General features: G+C 64.0%; 16 protein-coding genes and 2 rRNA genes. 9 read left to right on the forward strand and 9 right to left on the reverse strand.

Annotated features, from left to right (window positions below; genetic code table 11):
• Positions 1-181 precede the first annotated feature (181 nt).
• Both ACUN9Y_RS13105 and slyA read left to right on the forward strand, forming a co-directional pair.
• On the forward strand, positions 182-1,597 hold the full coding sequence (locus ACUN9Y_RS13105; protein WP_445461155.1) for a DUF5924 family protein: 1,416 nt from the start codon (positions 182-184) through the stop codon (positions 1,595-1,597).
• A 121-nt stretch (positions 1,598-1,718) separates the two neighbouring features.
• The gene (gene slyA, locus ACUN9Y_RS13110) at positions 1,719-2,171 is read left to right on the forward strand and encodes a transcriptional regulator SlyA (protein WP_445461156.1); all 453 of its coding nucleotides are present in this window, start codon (positions 1,719-1,721) and stop codon (positions 2,169-2,171) included.
• Positions 2,172-2,414: 243 nt separating this feature from the next.
• Here slyA and ACUN9Y_RS13115 read toward each other — a convergent pair whose 3' ends face one another.
• Positions 2,415-2,942 carry a preprotein translocase subunit YajC gene (locus ACUN9Y_RS13115; protein WP_445461157.1) on the reverse strand — a complete coding sequence of 176 codons (528 nt, stop codon included), beginning with the start codon at positions 2,940-2,942 and terminating at the stop codon, positions 2,415-2,417.
• A gap of 109 nt (positions 2,943-3,051) precedes the next feature.
• Here ACUN9Y_RS13115 and ACUN9Y_RS13120 point away from each other — a divergent pair, with 109 nt between their 5' ends.
• Positions 3,052-3,498 carry a universal stress protein gene (locus ACUN9Y_RS13120; protein ID WP_445461158.1) on the forward strand — a complete coding sequence of 149 codons (447 nt, stop codon included), beginning with the start codon at positions 3,052-3,054 and terminating at the stop codon, positions 3,496-3,498.
• A 108-nt stretch (positions 3,499-3,606) separates the two neighbouring features.
• Here ACUN9Y_RS13120 and ACUN9Y_RS13125 read toward each other — a convergent pair whose 3' ends face one another.
• A complete protein-coding gene (locus ACUN9Y_RS13125) occupies positions 3,607-5,544 on the reverse strand; it encodes an ATP-binding cassette domain-containing protein (RefSeq protein WP_445461159.1) in 1,938 nt (645 codons plus the stop codon).
• Between the two features lie 144 nt (positions 5,545-5,688).
• Here ACUN9Y_RS13125 and ACUN9Y_RS13130 point away from each other — a divergent pair, with 144 nt between their 5' ends.
• Together ACUN9Y_RS13130 and ACUN9Y_RS13135 are read left to right on the forward strand one after the other, a co-directional pair.
• A complete protein-coding gene (locus tag ACUN9Y_RS13130; protein WP_445461160.1) occupies positions 5,689-6,561 on the forward strand; it encodes a TatD family hydrolase in 873 nt (290 codons plus the stop codon).
• Between the two features lies 1 nt (position 6,562).
• Positions 6,563-7,042, forward strand: a complete 480-nt coding sequence (locus tag ACUN9Y_RS13135) for a hypothetical protein (protein ID WP_445461161.1) — start codon at positions 6,563-6,565, stop codon at positions 7,040-7,042.
• Between the two features lie 32 nt (positions 7,043-7,074).
• On the opposite strand, the gene ACUN9Y_RS13140 is transcribed toward ACUN9Y_RS13135, so the two are convergent.
• Complete coding sequence (locus ACUN9Y_RS13140; RefSeq protein ID WP_445461162.1) at positions 7,075-7,677, reverse strand: elongation factor P hydroxylase; 603 nt, start codon at positions 7,675-7,677, stop codon at positions 7,075-7,077.
• Positions 7,678-7,828: 151 nt separating this feature from the next.
• Between ACUN9Y_RS13140 and ACUN9Y_RS13145 the strand changes: the two genes are divergently transcribed.
• The 3 genes from ACUN9Y_RS13145 to ACUN9Y_RS13155 all read left to right on the forward strand — a co-directional run bounded on the left by ACUN9Y_RS13145 (position 7,829) and on the right by ACUN9Y_RS13155 (position 11,227).
• Positions 7,829-9,298, forward strand: a complete 1,470-nt coding sequence (locus ACUN9Y_RS13145; RefSeq protein WP_445461163.1) for an MATE family efflux transporter — start codon at positions 7,829-7,831, stop codon at positions 9,296-9,298.
• Positions 9,299-9,453: 155 nt separating this feature from the next.
• A complete protein-coding gene (locus ACUN9Y_RS13150) occupies positions 9,454-10,419 on the forward strand; it encodes a DUF3080 family protein (RefSeq protein ID WP_445461164.1) in 966 nt (321 codons plus the stop codon).
• Between the two features lie 103 nt (positions 10,420-10,522).
• On the forward strand, positions 10,523-11,227 hold the full coding sequence (locus tag ACUN9Y_RS13155; RefSeq protein WP_445461165.1) for a hypothetical protein: 705 nt from the start codon (positions 10,523-10,525) through the stop codon (positions 11,225-11,227).
• A 219-nt stretch (positions 11,228-11,446) separates the two neighbouring features.
• Here ACUN9Y_RS13155 and tusA read toward each other — a convergent pair whose 3' ends face one another.
• Positions 11,447-11,701 carry a sulfurtransferase TusA gene (gene tusA / locus ACUN9Y_RS13160; protein ID WP_445461166.1) on the reverse strand — a complete coding sequence of 85 codons (255 nt, stop codon included), beginning with the start codon at positions 11,699-11,701 and terminating at the stop codon, positions 11,447-11,449.
• A 26-nt stretch (positions 11,702-11,727) separates the two neighbouring features.
• Here tusA and ACUN9Y_RS13165 point away from each other — a divergent pair, with 26 nt between their 5' ends.
• The gene (locus ACUN9Y_RS13165; RefSeq protein ID WP_445461167.1) at positions 11,728-12,015 is read left to right on the forward strand and encodes an antibiotic biosynthesis monooxygenase family protein; all 288 of its coding nucleotides are present in this window, start codon (positions 11,728-11,730) and stop codon (positions 12,013-12,015) included.
• Between the two features lie 140 nt (positions 12,016-12,155).
• Here ACUN9Y_RS13165 and rlmM read toward each other — a convergent pair whose 3' ends face one another.
• The 5 genes from rlmM to ACUN9Y_RS13190 all read right to left on the reverse strand — a co-directional run.
• Entirely contained in the window at positions 12,156-13,226 is a 1,071-nt protein-coding gene (gene rlmM / locus ACUN9Y_RS13170; RefSeq protein ID WP_445461168.1) for a 23S rRNA (cytidine(2498)-2'-O)-methyltransferase RlmM, read from the reverse strand.
• The gene (locus tag ACUN9Y_RS13175) at positions 13,223-13,702 is read right to left on the reverse strand and encodes a DUF2721 domain-containing protein (protein WP_445461169.1); all 480 of its coding nucleotides are present in this window, start codon (positions 13,700-13,702) and stop codon (positions 13,223-13,225) included. Before ACUN9Y_RS13175 ends, rlmM begins: the two co-directional genes overlap by 4 nt.
• A gap of 127 nt (positions 13,703-13,829) precedes the next feature.
• Positions 13,830-15,389, reverse strand: a complete 1,560-nt coding sequence (locus ACUN9Y_RS13180; RefSeq protein ID WP_445461170.1) for a BCCT family transporter — start codon at positions 15,387-15,389, stop codon at positions 13,830-13,832.
• A gap of 465 nt (positions 15,390-15,854) precedes the next feature.
• Positions 15,855-15,970 (reverse strand): 5S ribosomal RNA (gene rrf, locus ACUN9Y_RS13185).
• Positions 15,971-16,076: 106 nt separating this feature from the next.
• Positions 16,077-16,157 (reverse strand): 23S ribosomal RNA (locus ACUN9Y_RS13190); the annotation flags it as partial.

Genomic DNA, 16,157 nt, shown 5'->3' on the forward strand with positions numbered 1-16,157 from the left:
TTGGCAGCTTGGTGCAAAGCCAGGATTTCGTCAACCCCTACCTTCTACCCACTCTGTCCTCTCTCTTCACAGTAGCGCCGCCGCGTGGACTCCACGCGCCTGCCGATCGTACCGGCATACTGTAGGATGCCCTGACACTCAGCGCTGCGCCCGCCCTCCCACAAAGGATGCCTCTCAGGCCATGACCGCTACCGACAACACGCCACCCGAGCGCTCCATGAATCGCCTGCAGCGCAGCGTCGAGGCCTGGGTCGCCAGGCTACGTCCCTTTCACTGGCTGTGGCCGCCGCTGGCCTTCGCCGCCGGCGTCGCCAGCTTCTTTCTGGTCGAGCGCCAGCAGTGGCTCGGGGTAGCTCTGGCGTTGGGCATGTTGTTGGCGTGGGTACTGCTGCTCTCCGAGAGTCTGGTGGGACGCATGATGGTGCGCCGCGGATACCCGGCCCTCCCTCGAGGTGTGACCACCTTCATCGCCCAAATGATCCACCAGGAGACGCTTTTCTTTACCCTGCCGTTTCTGCTGGCGACGACGGTATGGACCAGTGGCCAGGCGCTGTTCACCCTGGCCATGCTGGCCATGGCCGTGCTGTCGATTCTCGACCCGCTGTATTATCGTCTCGCGGAGCGCAAGCGTTGGCTGTATTTCGTTTTCCATGCCCAATGCGTGTTTCTCGTCATGCTGGTCACCTTGCCGCTGGTGCTGCACCTGTCGACCGGGCAGAGCCTGTTGCTTGCCAGTGCGGCCATGATCCTGTTCAGCTTGCCGAGCCTGCTCCATCTGCTGCGTCCCATGACAACCCGGCGCTGGCTGGCGATGCTCGCGCTGCTGCCGGTGCTGGCCACGCTCATCTGGCTGGGTCGCGTCTGGGTGCCGCCGGCGAGCCTGTGGATATCAGGCAGCGCGCTGGCACCGGGCTTCGACACCGAGGCGCGTCAGCCCCAGGGGTCACTGCGTCTCACCCCGGCAGGCCTTGCCGGCAGCGGGCTCTACGCCTACACCGCGGTTCATGCTCCGCGCGGCCTGAAAGAAGAGATCGTGCATGAATGGCGTCATGACGGTGAGCTGATCGATCGCATCCCCCTCGACATACAGGGCGGCCGCGCCGAGGGCTACCGGGCCTGGACCCACAAGCAGAACTTCCCCGCGGACAGTGTCGGTCAATGGCGCATCGACGTGATGACCGACGGTGGTCAGCGCATCGGCGTGCTGCACTTTACCGTAAGCAAGGACGCCGCCGCCGCGACCCTGGCCGACGCCAGCATCGACCCCCAGGCCGGCTTGCCGGGACTGCGGCTGCGCTGGTTGACGGCTCGCCCCGAGGGCGCCCCCGATGATCCGATGACGCCCAGCGACACACCGGCGGCGGAGCACACGGCGGCGCCGAGCGTCGACGACACCTCGACGAGCGACAACGGTGCCGACAATGGCGATAGCGACGAGACCCGCGATAGCGACGAAGCCAGCGATAGCGACGAAGCCAGCGATAGCGACGAAGCCAGCGATAGTGACGAGAACCAGGCGGCGCCTTCCAGCGCGAGCCAGGAACCCGACGCGGCGTCCGACGATCACGCTGCCGACGACGATGAAAGGGAAGGATAAAAGAGAAGAAAGAGGGATGTCCTACCGACCCAAGAGAGGAATCGTTGGGTTCACGGCTTGCATTGTGGCGCCAGCGTTCGGACAATCAGATCATTTGCAGACTTCCGAATTGGCGAGTGACATGAACGAGAACATTGGCTTTCAGCTGTCCAAGGCGCCACGCATCTGGCGTGCCGTGCTCGACCAGCGCCTGGCCCCTCTGGGGCTGACGCAAACGCGCTGGGTCACGCTGTATCACCTGTGGCGGATGCCGGACGGTCAGCCGCAGTGTGACCTGGCGCGCGCCATTGGCGTCGAAGCGCCCTCCTTGGTGCGCACCCTCGATCAGCTCTGCGAGCAGGGCCTGGTGGAACGCTGTCCCTGTGACCAGGACAGACGCACCAAGCGCGTGCACTTGACCGAACAGGCGACGCCACTGCTGGAAAAGATCGAGGCCACCGTGACCCAGGCACGCGAGGAAATGCTCGCCGGACTCGACGATGACGAGGTCGAACAACTCAGCACCATGCTGACTCGCATCGAGGCCAACGGCACGGCGTTACTGTCCCCGGAACCGGATTCACACGACTGCTGAGCGCCCCGGCAACCGCCGCCGGCGCGTCATGAGGTCAGCGGCTCGATCACTACCCCGTGCTGCTGCGACGGTGGCGCTCGTCTCTGCGCCATCGTCGAGCCTGGCACAAAGGCTCCGATGAAGGCGATGCGCGCGCCGCCTAGCCCGACACCAGCCTTCAAACCTCACCTTAACGCCCGTCTAACGCACGCCCTGGAACGAGCCCCAAGCCTATCCCGGTGCTATCCCGGTGCTAGCCCGGTGCTAGCCCGGTGGAGGTATCGGCCGCGCCGACCGCTCACGATCCGGCCGGTCCGCCAGCGCATCCCTCAACTCCCCGAAGGGCGCGACCAGTGGCATGAAGGCGTCTCGCTCCAGCGACTCCTCCCACCACAGGGTCAAGGCACCGCGCCCAGACTCGATCACGCAGACATCCTCCGGCAGCCGCGCCAACAGCGTCGCCAGGTGCGCGGCCACGAGCCTTGGCATTGGCCTCAATGGCTCCACCCGCCAGCGCCAGCCCGGCTCGAAGGACTTCAGCGCCTGACTGGCGTAGGCCTCACGCACCAGCACGAACGTCGGCCCGGGCCGCTGGCTCGGATACGGCCAGCGATAGGCGGCACGCTGCTCCTTGTCGGCGTGAATCGGCGACTTTTCCAGCCGAACACTGACTCCGGCGTCGATGACCGCCTCACGCAGGCCGCCCACACGACGCTCCCGGTGTGACGGCCTTAGCCACATGGCCGGCGCAAACACCATCCCTACCACGGCCAGGATCATCACCCACAACATACGGTTTCCTCGGCAAAAAGGTTGATACACACCGTTGTCTTGGCACAGCGTCCATCCTAGAGTGGAGGTCAAGACTTCTGTCATTGAGCCCCGCTGGAGGCGTCATACCATGAGCAACGAATATCGTCATGTCCTGGTCGCGGTCGACCTGACCAAGGATTCCCATCGAATCCTCGAGCGCGCCATGCAGATCGCCGACCGAAACCACGCCAAGCTCTCCATCATGCACACCCTGGAGCCATTGGGCTTCGCCTACGGCGGCGACATCCCGATGGACCTGACCAGCATCCAGGACCAGCTGGACGATCATGCCAAGCAGCGCCTGGCCGAGATCGCCGATGCCAACGTGGCCCGCGAGGACCAGCATGTGGTCGTGGGCATGCCCGATACCGAGATCCACCGCTTCGCCGATGAACACAGCGTCGACTTGATCGTGGTCGGCTCCCACGGCCGTCACGGCTTCGCCCTGCTGCTCGGCTCGACATCGACCGGTGTCTTGCACGGTGCCCAGTGCGACGTGCTCGCGGTGCGAGTCGGCCAGGAGAGCGACGAATAAGCGCGAGTCATCGACTCCGTGCACCACCTCGGCATCAATAACCTCGGCATCAACACCACAAGGCCGGAGCCCCCAGGGGTTTCCGGCCTTGTCGCATAATCACCGGAATCAGGCGTCGCCGGCGGCCATGGCCTCCAGCTCCATCCAGCGTTCCATGACGCCGTCGAGCGCCTCCTGGCGTGCCTGGAGCACGGCCAGACGCTCGGTCACCGTCGCCGAATCTTGCTGGTAGAACCCTGGATCGCCCACTTCCTGCTCCAGCGCCTCGATCTCGCCTTCCAGGCGTTCGATATCCGCCGGCAGCGCATCGAGCTCGCGCTGAAGCTTGTACGACAGCTTCACGGTCTTCGGTTTCCCGGCCTCCTTGGCAGCCGGCACCGCGGCACCACGAGCCCGATCTTCTTCGGCACTCGCGGTGGGCTCGACACCTTGGCGCGCGGCCCCTTCCCAGGGCGCTGGGGGCAGCTTGCCGCCCTGGCGAACCCAATCGGTATAGCCCCCCACGTATTCACGCACGGCGCCGTGGCCTTCAAAGGCCAGCACGCTGGTCACCACGTTATCCATGAAGGCGCGATCGTGGGACACCAGCAACAGGGTGCCATCGAAGTTCAGCAGCAGCTCCTCGAGCAGCTCCAGGGTTTCGACATCCAGGTCGTTGGTCGGCTCATCGAGCACCAGCACGTTGGCCGGCTGGGTGAAGAGCTTGGCCAGCAACAGGCGATTCGACTCCCCGCCGGACAGGGCCTTCACCGGTTGGCGTGCGCGCTCAGGCGAAAACAGAAAATCCTGCAGGTAGCTCATCACGTGACGATCGCGCCCGCCCACCACGACCCGATCACTGCCCTGGGCGACATTGTCGTAGACGGTCTTCTCGGGTTCGAGACCCGCCCGCAGCTGGTCGAAGTAGGCGACCTGCAGCTTGGTACCCACCCGTACGCTGCCTTCGCTCGGTTCGAGCTGACCCAACAGGATCTTGAGCAGCGTCGTCTTGCCGGCGCCATTCCGGCCGATGAGACCGATACGGTCGCCGCGCTGAATCTCGAGATTCAGCCCACGGATGACGGTGGCGTCCTCGAAATGCTGCGAGACATCGACAAGCTCGACCACGCGCTTGCCGCTGCGGGAGCCGCTGTCCATGGACAGGTTCGCCTTGCCCTGGCGCTCACGGCGTTCGCCACGCTCGCGACGCAACTGCTCAAGCGCCCGAACGCGGCCTTCATTACGGGTGCGTCGCGCCTTGATTCCCTGGCGAATCCACGTCTCTTCCTGAGCCAACTTCTTGTCGAACTCGGCGTTCTCCCGCGCCTCGACCTCGAGTTCATGGTTCTTCTGCGCCTGGTAAGCGGCGTAATCGCCGGGGTAGCGGCCAAGCCGCCCCCTGTCCAACTCGAGGATGGCGGTGGCCAGCTTCGACAGAAAGGCCCGGTCGTGGGTAATGAACAGTACCGCACCGGAGAAATTCAACAACTGCTCTTCGAGCCAGGCGATGGTATCGAGGTCCAGGTGGTTGGTCGGCTCGTCCAGCAACAGCAGGTCGGGCTCGGCGACCAGCGCCCGGGCCAACGCCACTCGCCGCCGCCAACCACCGGACAACGCCGCCATTTCGGCGTCCTCAGGCAGCCCCAGACGGGTCAGCACGACATCGATGCGCTGATGAAACGACCAGCCGTCGATCGCCTCGATACGCGTCTGCAGTATCGCCATGCGGTTCATGTCTGGGTCGTCGGACATGATCAGGTGGTGATACTCGGACAGCAGATCACCGGCCTCGGGCAGACCCTGGGCCACCACATCGAAGATCGTCTCGCCGCTGGCCTCCGGCAGGTCCTGTTCGAGCACCCCGATCTTGAGGCCCGGTGCGCGCCAGATGCTGCCGCCATCGGGCAGGTTGTCTCCCGACACCAGATTCAACAAGGTCGATTTACCGGTGCCGTTGCGGCCCACGAGCGCCAGCCGCTCTCCCCTTTCCAGGGTCAGCTCGGCGCCATCGAGTAATACTTGGGGGCCATAGGCCAGTTGCAGCTGCTCAAGTCGTAGCAGGGTCACACGTCACCTCTCACGTTGCCATCGCGCCAGTGTACCGCACCCAGCCCCTGACAGGGCATGACGCGATGCGGTTCGCGGCATGGTCGCAACGGTACAGGCCCGGGTACAATGCACCACTGCATCCCTGTTGCAACGGAGAGTCCCGTGTCCGACCCCACCACCTTTGACGAGGTGTTGCCCGAAGCCCTGCGACGGCGTTCACCGGCGCCGCTGGTGGATATCGGCGCCAATCTGACCCACGACAGTTTCGCCCGAGATCTGGAGGCAACACTCCAGCGTGCCCGGGCTGCCGGCGTCGATACCTTAATCCTGACCGGCACCGACCGCGAACACGCCGAACAGGCCATTACCCTGGCGCGTCGCTATCCCGGCCTGCACGCCACCGCCGGCGTGCATCCCCACCAGGCCAGCGACTGGACACCGGAACTTGCCGCGGCCATGGCCGACTTGCACCGCCAACCCGAGGTGGTGGCGGTGGGCGAGTGCGGCCTTGACTTCAATCGTAATTTCTCGACCCCGGCAGCGCAGGAAGCGGCCTTCGAGGCCCAGCTTGGGCAGGCCGCGGACAGCGGCCTGCCGCTGTTTCTGCATGAGCGCGATGCGGGGCCGCGGATGCGTGACATCCTCAAGGCTTGGCGCGATGATATCTCCCAGGCGGTCATCCACTGCTTTACCGCCGACCAGGACACCCTGCACGGCTATCTCGATCTCGACTTGCACATCGGCCTGACCGGGTGGATCTGCGACGAGCGCCGTGGCCATCATCTACGCGAGTGCGTCGGCGCCATTCCCGCCAACCGTCTGATGGTCGAGACCGACTGCCCCTACCTATTGCCGCGCAATCTGCCGGCCAAGCTCAAGGGTCGTCGTCACGAACCGGCCCTGCTGCCCTGGATCGTTAGAGAGATTGCCCACTGGCGCGGTGAATCCGAAGACGCATTGGCCGCCGCCACGACGGCGACGGCACTGGCATTTTTTGCCATCGAGACACCATCCCACCCTGTCGAGGAGAGCTGACATGGCCGACCTGCCCGCATTCATCGCCGTAGAAACCGGCGAAGACGGCGGCCTTCCCCTGGCCATCGCCTGGAGCCTGGACGACGGTCGCATCAAGCACACCCTGATCCAGCCCGATGACAGCTGGCTCGACGCCGAAATGGTGTCCCTCGGCGACTACAGTCTCGAGGAGCTGGCAAGCATCGGGATCAGCCCGCTCGAGGTGATTCGCGAGCTCGAAACGGACCACTTCAACGCGACGCTGTACACGGCGGGTGTGTTCGATGACGAGGCCGCCCTCTCGCGGTTGTTCGATACCTACGGGCTGGACCCTTTCGTCGAACTCGCTCCCGCGGAATCGCTCTATCCCGACCTTGGCCCCAGTGACTGGGCGCGGGCCCGTAATGAGCTGTTTGGCGAGCTTGGCCTTGAGCCGATGCGCCCCGAACAGGAGGTAGAAGTCATGTTGCACCTGCATCGCCGCATGCGTGACGAAGACTGAGCCTCGCCTCGGCGACGTATCATCTGGGCTCCTCACGCCTGGGCCGAGGCATCGGCCTTGGCCGCCGTGGGGGTGCCCGAGCCACCGGCCTCTGGCGCGAGACAGCCAAGCCCCGTCTCCACGGCCGAGCTCAGGTCCTGGCCCTCGAGATAGAAGGCCCGCAACGCCCGCTCGAACACCCGGGCCCGGCGCGGCAGGCCCTCAAGGCGATACCGCTCGGCCCGCTCGGCGACCCGCGTCGCAAAGCCGGCCCGATCGACCTCGACGTCACCGAGATTATCGACGCTGACGTGAAAACGCAGAGCGCAGGCCTGGCTGAAGAGAGATTCCAGCGCCTGTGGCGCCACCTCGACGCGCTCGAAGGCCGCCTGAAGATCGGCATCGCGGCCATCGGGGGCATACCAGTAACCGTAGTCTTCCTTGAGACGACGCTGGCGACCGGCGATGCACCAATGGCTGATCTCGTGCAGGGCGCTGGAAAAGAAGCCCCGGGCGAAGATCACTCGATGCCAGGGGCTCTCGGCGTCGGCTGGCAGGTACAATGGCTCGCCGCCACCGCGCACCAAGCGGGTGTTGCAGGTGTCGATAAACAGGCCATCGAACAGGGCGATGACGTCTTCTAGACGATGGGTCACGGAGCCTCGCAGGGGGTCGTCGAAAGGGCAAGTCGGGCCGCTATCATATCAAGCTCGCCAACGGCGCCAAAATGGTGCGCCGCTGGTAGACTCAATCCCTGTACCAGTTGGGCAAGAAGCCCTTCTTATCCTCTTGCACGGAGCTCATCCCTTGCGCCTGCTGCCGTCCCCATTGCTGTCCACCAGCCGCCGCGAAACCTGGCCCCTGATTCGCCTGGCCCTGCCCATCTGTGGCGCCCAGCTCGCCCAGGCGGGCATGAGCGTGGTCGATATCATGATGACCGGGCGCCAGAGCGCCACCGATCTGGCCGCGGTCTCGGTGGGTGCCAGTCTGTGGCTGCCACTGATGCTGTTCATGACCGGCACCCTGATGGGGCTGACGCCTATCGTCGCTCACCTGCTCGGGGGCGGGCGCCGTGCCGGCATCCGGCCGAGCGTCCACCAGGCGCTGTGGATCGGCCTGGTGATGGGCATGATCGCCGCGCTGCTGCTGTCCGTCGCGGTGGACCCCGTGTTCGCGCTGATGGAAGTTCCAGCTCCGGTGGCCAGCCGAGCCAGCGACTACGTGGGGGCCGTCGCCTTCGGCATGCCGGGGATAGCCATCTTCCTGGCCCTGCGGGCCTTCTCGGACGGCATGAACCACACCCGCCCTTCGCTATGGATCAGCCTGGTGGGGCTAGGCGTCAACATCCCGTGCAACTACCTGTTGATCTATGGCGGTGATGGTCTCGTGGAACTTCTCGGCGCCGCGACGCCCGACTGGCTGGCACAGATGCCTGCCCTCGGCGCCTTTGGCTGTGGCATCGCCACCGCCATCTCGATGTGGGTCATGAGCCTGGCGATGATCCTCTACACCCAGCGCAGCCGAGCCTACGGGGATATCGACCTCTGGCACTCGGCGTCTCGCCCAACCGCGAAGCTGATGGGCGAACTGCTGTATGTCGGGCTACCGATCGGGGTGGCCATCTTTGTCGAAGTCACCCTGTTCACCTTGATCGCGCTGTTTGTCGCAAGCCTTGGCGAGACCGTGGTGGCCGCCCACCAGGTGGCACTCAACTACACCTCGGTCCTGTTCATGCTGCCGCTATCGCTAGGCATGGCGCTGACGGTACGCGTCGGCAACACCTTGGGAAGCGGCAACCTGGAACGCGCTCGGCTAGTCGCCTGGAATGGCATCCTCGTTGCCGTCGCCGTGGCCGTGTTCAATAGCCTGGTATTGTGGTCGACCGCGGAGCCGGTGGTAGCCCTGTACACCCACAACCCCGAGGTCCAGGCATTGACCCTCTCCCTGGTCGGGCTTGCCATGCTGTATCAGGTCTCCGACTCCGTTCAGGTCGCCCTGGCGGGCGCCCTGCGCGGCTACAAGGATACCCGAGTGATCATGGTGATCACTCTGCTGTCCTACTGGTTGGTGGGCCTCGGTGGGGGCCATTGGCTCGGCGAGTACGGTCTCGGTACCTGGGTCGAACCCATGGGCGTGTACGGCTACTGGAGCGGCTTGATCGCCGGCCTGACGGTGGCGGCAGTGCTGCTCGGCGAACGCCTGCGACGTCGCAGCAAGGACACGGCATGGGGGAAGCCTCGCCCGGTGCAGGCGCCCACAGACCGAGAACGCCAGTGATCGAAGCAGCCACCCTTCCAGCGTCGCGGCGCAGAGCCCTGCGTCGATTTCCGGGCATCTTGCGGGGCCTGCCACTGCCGCCTCCGGCAAGGGCATTCCTGGGCGTCCTCCTGGGCCTTAGCCTTGTGCTACTGCCCGGCTGCGGCGACAGCGACATGGCCAGGCAGATGGCGGCCTACCAGGACAACCTGGCCGCGCACCTCGACCAACCGGCCCCCGCCCGTCGGCCGATCCCCAACATCGGCGCCTTCCCCGGCACCCGTGAGCTCACGCTCGACGTCGACGAGACTCGCGAGGGCCTGCTCAACGTCTTCGCCCTGCGCGGCTGCCAGATCACCAACCTGGTCGCCGAGCGCAACAACCAGCTCGGCCGGGTGGCACCGCCGAGCCAGCGCTGGCTATACGAACTGCGCCTGTGGCGGCGACTCAGCGCGTGCGTCACGACCGATGTAGTTGAGGCGCTGGGAGCAGAAGACCGGGCACGCTTGGCGCGCCTCACCCGGATCAAGACGCAACAACTACCGACGCAAGGTTACAACGCTCTCGTCGCCTCCGAGGAATGGGCGGGCAACTTCTCGCGGGCAAGCTCCCCCATCGACCCGCAAGACCTGGCCGAGGTGCAACGCCAGCTACCGGCCTTGCAGTACCTGACCGACGCCATCAAGCACCAGTACGACCGTACCTGGATGCCCGATTCCGCCATCCTGGAGGGACACCTAAAGACCCTGCGCGAGCGCCCCCTGTCGGCAGAGCTCTTGCGCAGCCTGCTGCTGGCCGCGGTCAGGCTCGAGGAGATCAACCGAGTAATGGCCGCCGCCCAGGAACAGAGATGCCAGGGCAACGGGGCCCCTCGATCCGCACAGAGCATAGCGTTCGATCCGGCGCTTAGCGCCTGGACGACACGCCTAGGGGAAGCTGCCGGCACCTGGTTCGAGGCTATCGACCGCCTGCTCGATGCCCATGTGGCGGGAACCGACGCGCTGCGACGCTATCGTCAGGAGTGGCTCGACCTCGACTCCAGCACCACGCCGCTGGGCCGCTTCGACGCCGCTCGGCAGGATCACCAGCACCTGCAACACACCCTGAGCCAACGCTGCAACTCGGCCGGGGACTTACGCTGACGGCTCAGACTGTGCTATTGATGAGAACAGTGACGCCAAGCGCACCATCTGACCGGACGCCCAGATGGTGATGCCGTACCCACGCAGCCGCTGGAGGGACACCATGGGAATCCCGCTGTCACCCCGCCCCGCCCGGGTCATTGACCTGGACGCCATGCGCCAACGCCACCAGGCTCGCCGCCGTCTGGTGCGCTTGTCTCCGGAGCTCGATGGACTCGAAATGGTCTATCGCCTCTCATCCAACCCGGACACGCTGTACGGCATGCCCCTGCTCGCCTGGGGAATGCGCGAGAACGGCGACATCGTCGGCCTCGTGCCCTGGATGGAGTCGCTGACGCCCTGCGAACAGCTCAATGACCCCCAGTACGGTCACTTCGTTGGCTACCGCGACCCCGAGACCGAAGAGCTGCTGGAGGAGGTACCGGAGCACAAGGAGATGGAACTGCATCACGCGGCGGCCTACTTCGAGTACGAAGATACCGACGAGACCACCTTGATCCAGACCCTGCCCGAACATCAGGGCACCCATGCCCTGTGCATGGACGAAGAGGATCAACCGTGGCAGCTCAAGCAAGTCTTCGGCTGGCGGCTTTACAGCGACGGCAGCATCGAGGCCCTGCTCGCCGATGAGGACCTGGTCGAGTCAACGCCGGTGCTGCCAAACGATGAGTGCCTTTACCCGGGGCATAGCCGCCATCGCGTGGTGTACTTCTTCCAGCGCACGATCGCCAACCGCATCCGCCAGGAAGATCCGGCGACGCTTGAGGCCCTCGCCATGATGGTGATGCCGGACAGCGACGAATCATGATGGCACAGGGCGGCGCGGGGCCGCATCCACGCAGGCGGTAACGCCAGCCGTCCACGCCACCGCCCCGGCGCCGACACCGAGCCCGTCGCCGGCATGGCCCCGCAATGACGGCCGCTTTACATCGCCACGAGAACCCGACCCCGGGCGTCCGTCAGCCCCCGTGGCTCGGCACTCGGGAAGGCCTCGTCGATCGGCCATCGCGGCGCCCAGGCTCGCCCCTCAGGCGAGGCGAATAAAGTACAGGTGAGTGCCGTCGTCGGCGTCATGCCGATCGATCAATTGATGGCCCAGAAACTGGCAAAACTTCGGCACGTCTCGAGTCGTCGCGGGGTCTGTCGCGATGACCTTGAGAATCTGACCGGACGTCATATCACGAACACGGTTATGCATCATCATGATAGGTTCAGGGCAAAACAGGCCGCTGGTGTCCAGTACGCTATCACTGTCAGGCTGTGCATCCACAGAATCCACCATCAATACCTCGGCGTTGGAGTGAAGGAATGATCAAGATCATCATCGAACGGCGCATCATGCCAGGCCTCGAAGACGAATATGAGCAAGCGGCCCGGGAAGCCATGCGCCAATCCCTGGGCGCCAGTGGCTTCTTCGGCGGCGAGAGCCTGGTGGAACAAGGACGCTCCGATCGCCGGCTGATGATCACCAAATGGCGAGACATCCGCGCCTGGAAGGAATGGTACAACAGCGAAGCCCGCTTGCGCGCCATGCAGCGCCTCCAGCCGTTGCTCACCGAAGAGGAAAAAGTGCGCATCTACGAACCCGCCTTCTAGGTGGCGCCCGTCGGAATGGCGCCGCCCTGGGCCGAACGGCTTTACCCAGTCAGCCGCCCCTCCGCCATCCAGCCGAGCGCCGACGCGGCGCCGGCGAGTTCCCCCGATTGCACGCTCTGTCGTTGGACCGAACCAGCGCCCTACCCAGGCTCATCCAACCGCACATGGACCGTCACCTCTTCGCGGTCGTGGTAGAGGTGTCGGCACTGAATCGTAGCCGAGACGCCAGCCTCACCGAGGCGCTGAGCCAGCCCGTCCACACAATGAGAGACCTCCTCCCAACGCCGCTTCATCGGGAGCTTGAGGTTGAAGATGGCTTCTCGGCACCAGCGCTTCTCGAGCCAGCGCTCCATCATGAAGATGACCCGCGCGGGCTTGTCGACGATATCGCAGACCAGCCAGTCAAGCCGCATCGGCGGCTCCCAGACGAACCCATCCTCACGCAGGTGCTCGACCATTCCGGTCGCCATCAGCGTCTTGTCCATGGGGCCGTTATCGATGGCGTAGACGTGCATGCCTCGCTGCACGAGCTGCCAGGTCCAGCCCCCCGGCGCCGCCCCCAGATCCGCAGCCTGCATGCCTTCCCCGAGGCGCTCCTCCCATTCATCGCGGGGCACAAACTCATGCCAGGCTTCTTCCAGCTTGAGCGTCGAGCGGCTCGGTGCCGCGTGGGGAAAACGCAGACGACGAATACCACCGGGGAATTCGCTGCGATTGCCAGGAAAGCTCATGCCGAGCTGCACCTGGTCGCCATCGCGCCAGACCAGATGCAAGCGCCGCCCGCCAGCCTTGCGCCTGAGCGCCCCACGCTTCTTCAGCTGCGAACCGAGAGGACGTTCCAGCGCCTTCAGCAATCCGCCTAGCGCCTTGGCGTCATTGGTGTCCGGCGTCTCCTGGCTGAGCGACTCGAAGCTCCAGCCGCTGGCGACCACTTGTTCGATGATCGGCGAGAGACGATCTTCCCGGGAAACGGTCAGTGGCGGCAAGGCGATCAGCGACTGGCGAGCGAACACAAGGTCGGTCAAGCGCAGGTCACGGTGCAGGCTGTTGGCAGGACGCCCCGCGTCGAGACACAAGCGCACCAGCCCCTGCCCCGGACAGATCTCGGCCTGGGCACGCTCACCACGATCCGCCGCCCGTTCTTCAAGCTCGGCCGCCAGGTCCGGCTCGAAGCCCGGCCGGCAAAACATCAAGAGTTCATTGGGAATCATCGCCGCACTCCTGTGTCATCGTCCGTCCTGGGAGCTGCGGCGGACATCGCCTGCGCCTCGATATCCTGCAACTGCACGTTCAGCGCATTGGTCGAGATCACGACCTCCCATAGCGAGAACACCAGCGAAACGGAGAGGCCCACCAGGCTGATACCAAACAACAGCATGCCCAGTGACGTCAGCGACAGAAATAGAGCAAACATCGAGAGTGTGCATAGCAAGAAACTGAAGACCCCGGCGATCTGCATCCGCTTGGTCAGCGAAATGCGTCGGCGCAGCAGCAGAATCTGTCGCAGGTTACCCTCACGGTGACCATCGCGCTGCTCATCTGCCAACTTGCGTATCAGGCCTGCAAGCGTCAGAAATCGATTGGTGTAGGCCAGCAGCAACAACGAGATGGCAGGAAACAACAGTGCCGGTGTAGTCACGTTCACGGACGAACGGCCTCCCCAGTAATATCGACGAAAGTCGATCATAGTAGCAGTCTGCACGGACCCGAGCGATGCCCTTGCACCAACGCCCCCTCCCTGACCGTTACCCGTAACGCAAGACGCCCCCGGGCAAGGGTCCGGGGGCGTCGACGGGCGTCAGGTCCGCCCGGTGTTACATCAGGCCCTGCTCACGGGCCATCTCACGAGCGGCCTTGGGACCGGTCCACAGCGTCGGCAGCAATACCAGCGATACCGGAATCGCGGTGATCACGATAAATTGCTGCAGTGCACCGATCTGGCCGGCTCCCATGTGCAGCAGAATCGCCGCCATCAAGGCCATCGCGATCCCCCAGAAGGCTCGCACCCACGGGCTCGGCTCATCATGCCCTGAGCCAACCACCGAAATAGCGTAGCTCATCGAGTCGCCGGTGGTCGCGACGAAGATGGTGGTCAACAGCAGGATCGCTGCCGCCATCAAGCCTCCGCCAGGAAGTGCCTGGGCGACGGTCAGCGTCGCCACATCGAACTGGAAGTTGTTCAGTGCCTCGGACAGGTCAATCGCTCCGGATAGCTGGTAATAGATGCCAGAACCGCCCAGAAGGGTAAACCAGAGCGCGGTGGCAACCGGCGCCATGACCGCCACGGCCAGAATCATCTGACGGATGCTACGCCCACGAGAGATACGTGCGACGAAGATCGCCATCAAGGGCCCGTAACCGATGAACCAGGCGAAGAAGAACACGGTCCACCACTGCATCCACCAGTCTGGCGCCGTCTGGGTGGTCATGGTCGCCATGGTGAAGAACGACGAGAGGTACTCACCGAAGCCTTGGGTGAAGGCATTGGTCAGAAACAGCGTCGGGCCGAAGACAAAGATGGCCGCGGCAATCGCCAGCGCCAAGAAGACATTGAAGCGACTGAGCAGCTGGATGCCGCGATGGATCCCCGTCATGGCCGACGTCACATACACAACGGCCAGGGCCACCAGCACCGCCAGCTGGGTCGCGTAGCCATCGCTGGTACCAAACAGCTCATGGAAGCCATAGCTGACCTGTGTCGCCAGGAAGCCTATCGGGCCAACGGTGCCCGCCACGACGGCAATCACGCATAGCGCATCAACGACGCCGCCCAGCGGTCCAGACATGACACGCTCGCCGAACACCGGCACCAGCAACGTCCGAGGCTGCAGGGGCAACCCTTTCACGTAATGGGCATGCGCCAACACCACAGAAGCCAGGGTTCCGAGCACTGCCCAGGCCAGAAACCCCCAGTGCATGAACGACTGAGCCAGGGCTCCTGCGATAGCATCCGCGGTGCCGGGCTCGGTGTCGAAGGCCGGCGGAGTGACGACGAAGTGATACACCGGCTCACCGGCAGCGAAGAACACCCCGCCCCCGGCGAGCAGCGTGCACATGATCATCGACAGCCATTTGAAGGTACTGATCTCGGGCGTATCCAAGTTGCCGATACGAGCACGGGATACCGGAGAGACGGCGAGCCCGATCGCCACGAAGAAGGACAGCAACAACAGCCACTGGAAGTAGCTGCCGAGTGTCTTGGCCGTCCAGGCGAATCCCGTCGAAATGCCATTCGCGACCATGTCGACGTCGTACAGCGACAGCGCAATGAAGCCCAGGATGAAGCCGATGCTCAAGATCAGCACCACAGGGTCACCTAGCCGTGAACCGGCCGGCTGCAATCGTGACTCGGAAGTAGCGGTGGAATTACTCATGTCGTGGTTGGCGGCGGACGAATGATCGTCCGACCGAGCACTCCTTTTTGGGGTAATGAAAGCGGGAAGCTGAGTGAAAACGAGGGGAAGCGAAGAGTCTTGGCCCTTCTCTGAAACAAGGGCCAAGACCGACCGGCACCGAGGGCTTAAGCGGAACGAGCCTTGCCGATGCCATCGGCGAAACCACCCACTGGCGCAGCCAGTGTGCGCAGAGCGAGCCCGGCGCGAAGCTTGCGGTGGATAGCCCACAAAAAAACACCCGCTCAGGCGAATCCGAGGGGCATTTTCTTGGTGTCAGCACCTGACGAACGGTCCAACTCTTTGACAATCCTACTCGCCAGGAGGCGTGAGTCTCACGGCAGTTGCGGCAAGACCACAAAGAGAGAAGCAGGGACGACCCACGCGTAAATCTCTTGATAAAAAAAGCCCGATTATCTCTCGATAATCGGGCTTTTCATAATAAGTGCCTGACGATGACCTACTCTCACATGGGGAGACCCCACACTACCATCGGCGCTGAGCGGTTTCACTGCTGAGTTCGGCAAGGGATCAGGTGGTTCCCGCACGCTATGGTCGTCAGGCGAAAAAGGCAATATAAATCATGCTGATGGAAAATCTTTTTTCCTAATACGTTTCATCGCATCCGGCAATTGGCGAGTCATCGACCACAAACCCTTTGGGTGTTATATGGTCAAGCCTCACGGACAATTAGTATCGGTTAGCTCAACGCCTTGCAGCGCTTCCACACCCGACCTATCAACCAGCTGG

Source organism: Halomonas sp. V046 (assembly GCF_052645355.1).

What these genes read in the sequence shown, in the direction of transcription:
- tusA (WP_445461166.1), bottom strand. Translation starts at nt 11,701, where the DNA reads ATGGTGGATTCTGTGGATGCACAGCCTGACAGTGATAGCGTACTGGAC.
- slyA (WP_445461156.1), top strand. Translation starts at nt 1,719, where the DNA reads ATGAACGAGAACATTGGCTTTCAGCTGTCCAAGGCGCCACGCATCTGG.
- ACUN9Y_RS13175 (WP_445461169.1), bottom strand. Translation starts at nt 13,702, where the DNA reads ATGATCGACTTTCGTCGATATTACTGGGGAGGCCGTTCGTCCGTGAAC.
- ACUN9Y_RS13105 (WP_445461155.1), top strand. Translation starts at nt 182, where the DNA reads ATGACCGCTACCGACAACACGCCACCCGAGCGCTCCATGAATCGCCTG.
- ACUN9Y_RS13150 (WP_445461164.1), top strand. Translation starts at nt 9,454, where the DNA reads ATGGCCAGGCAGATGGCGGCCTACCAGGACAACCTGGCCGCGCACCTC.
- ACUN9Y_RS13115 (WP_445461157.1), bottom strand. Translation starts at nt 2,942, where the DNA reads ATGTTGTGGGTGATGATCCTGGCCGTGGTAGGGATGGTGTTTGCGCCG.
- ACUN9Y_RS13120 (WP_445461158.1), top strand. Translation starts at nt 3,052, where the DNA reads ATGAGCAACGAATATCGTCATGTCCTGGTCGCGGTCGACCTGACCAAG.
- rlmM (WP_445461168.1), bottom strand. Translation starts at nt 13,226, where the DNA reads ATGATTCCCAATGAACTCTTGATGTTTTGCCGGCCGGGCTTCGAGCCG.
- ACUN9Y_RS13180 (WP_445461170.1), bottom strand. Translation starts at nt 15,389, where the DNA reads ATGAGTAATTCCACCGCTACTTCCGAGTCACGATTGCAGCCGGCCGGT.
- ACUN9Y_RS13135 (WP_445461161.1), top strand. Translation starts at nt 6,563, where the DNA reads ATGGCCGACCTGCCCGCATTCATCGCCGTAGAAACCGGCGAAGACGGC.
- ACUN9Y_RS13155 (WP_445461165.1), top strand. Translation starts at nt 10,523, where the DNA reads ATGGGAATCCCGCTGTCACCCCGCCCCGCCCGGGTCATTGACCTGGAC.
- ACUN9Y_RS13165 (WP_445461167.1), top strand. Translation starts at nt 11,728, where the DNA reads ATGATCAAGATCATCATCGAACGGCGCATCATGCCAGGCCTCGAAGAC.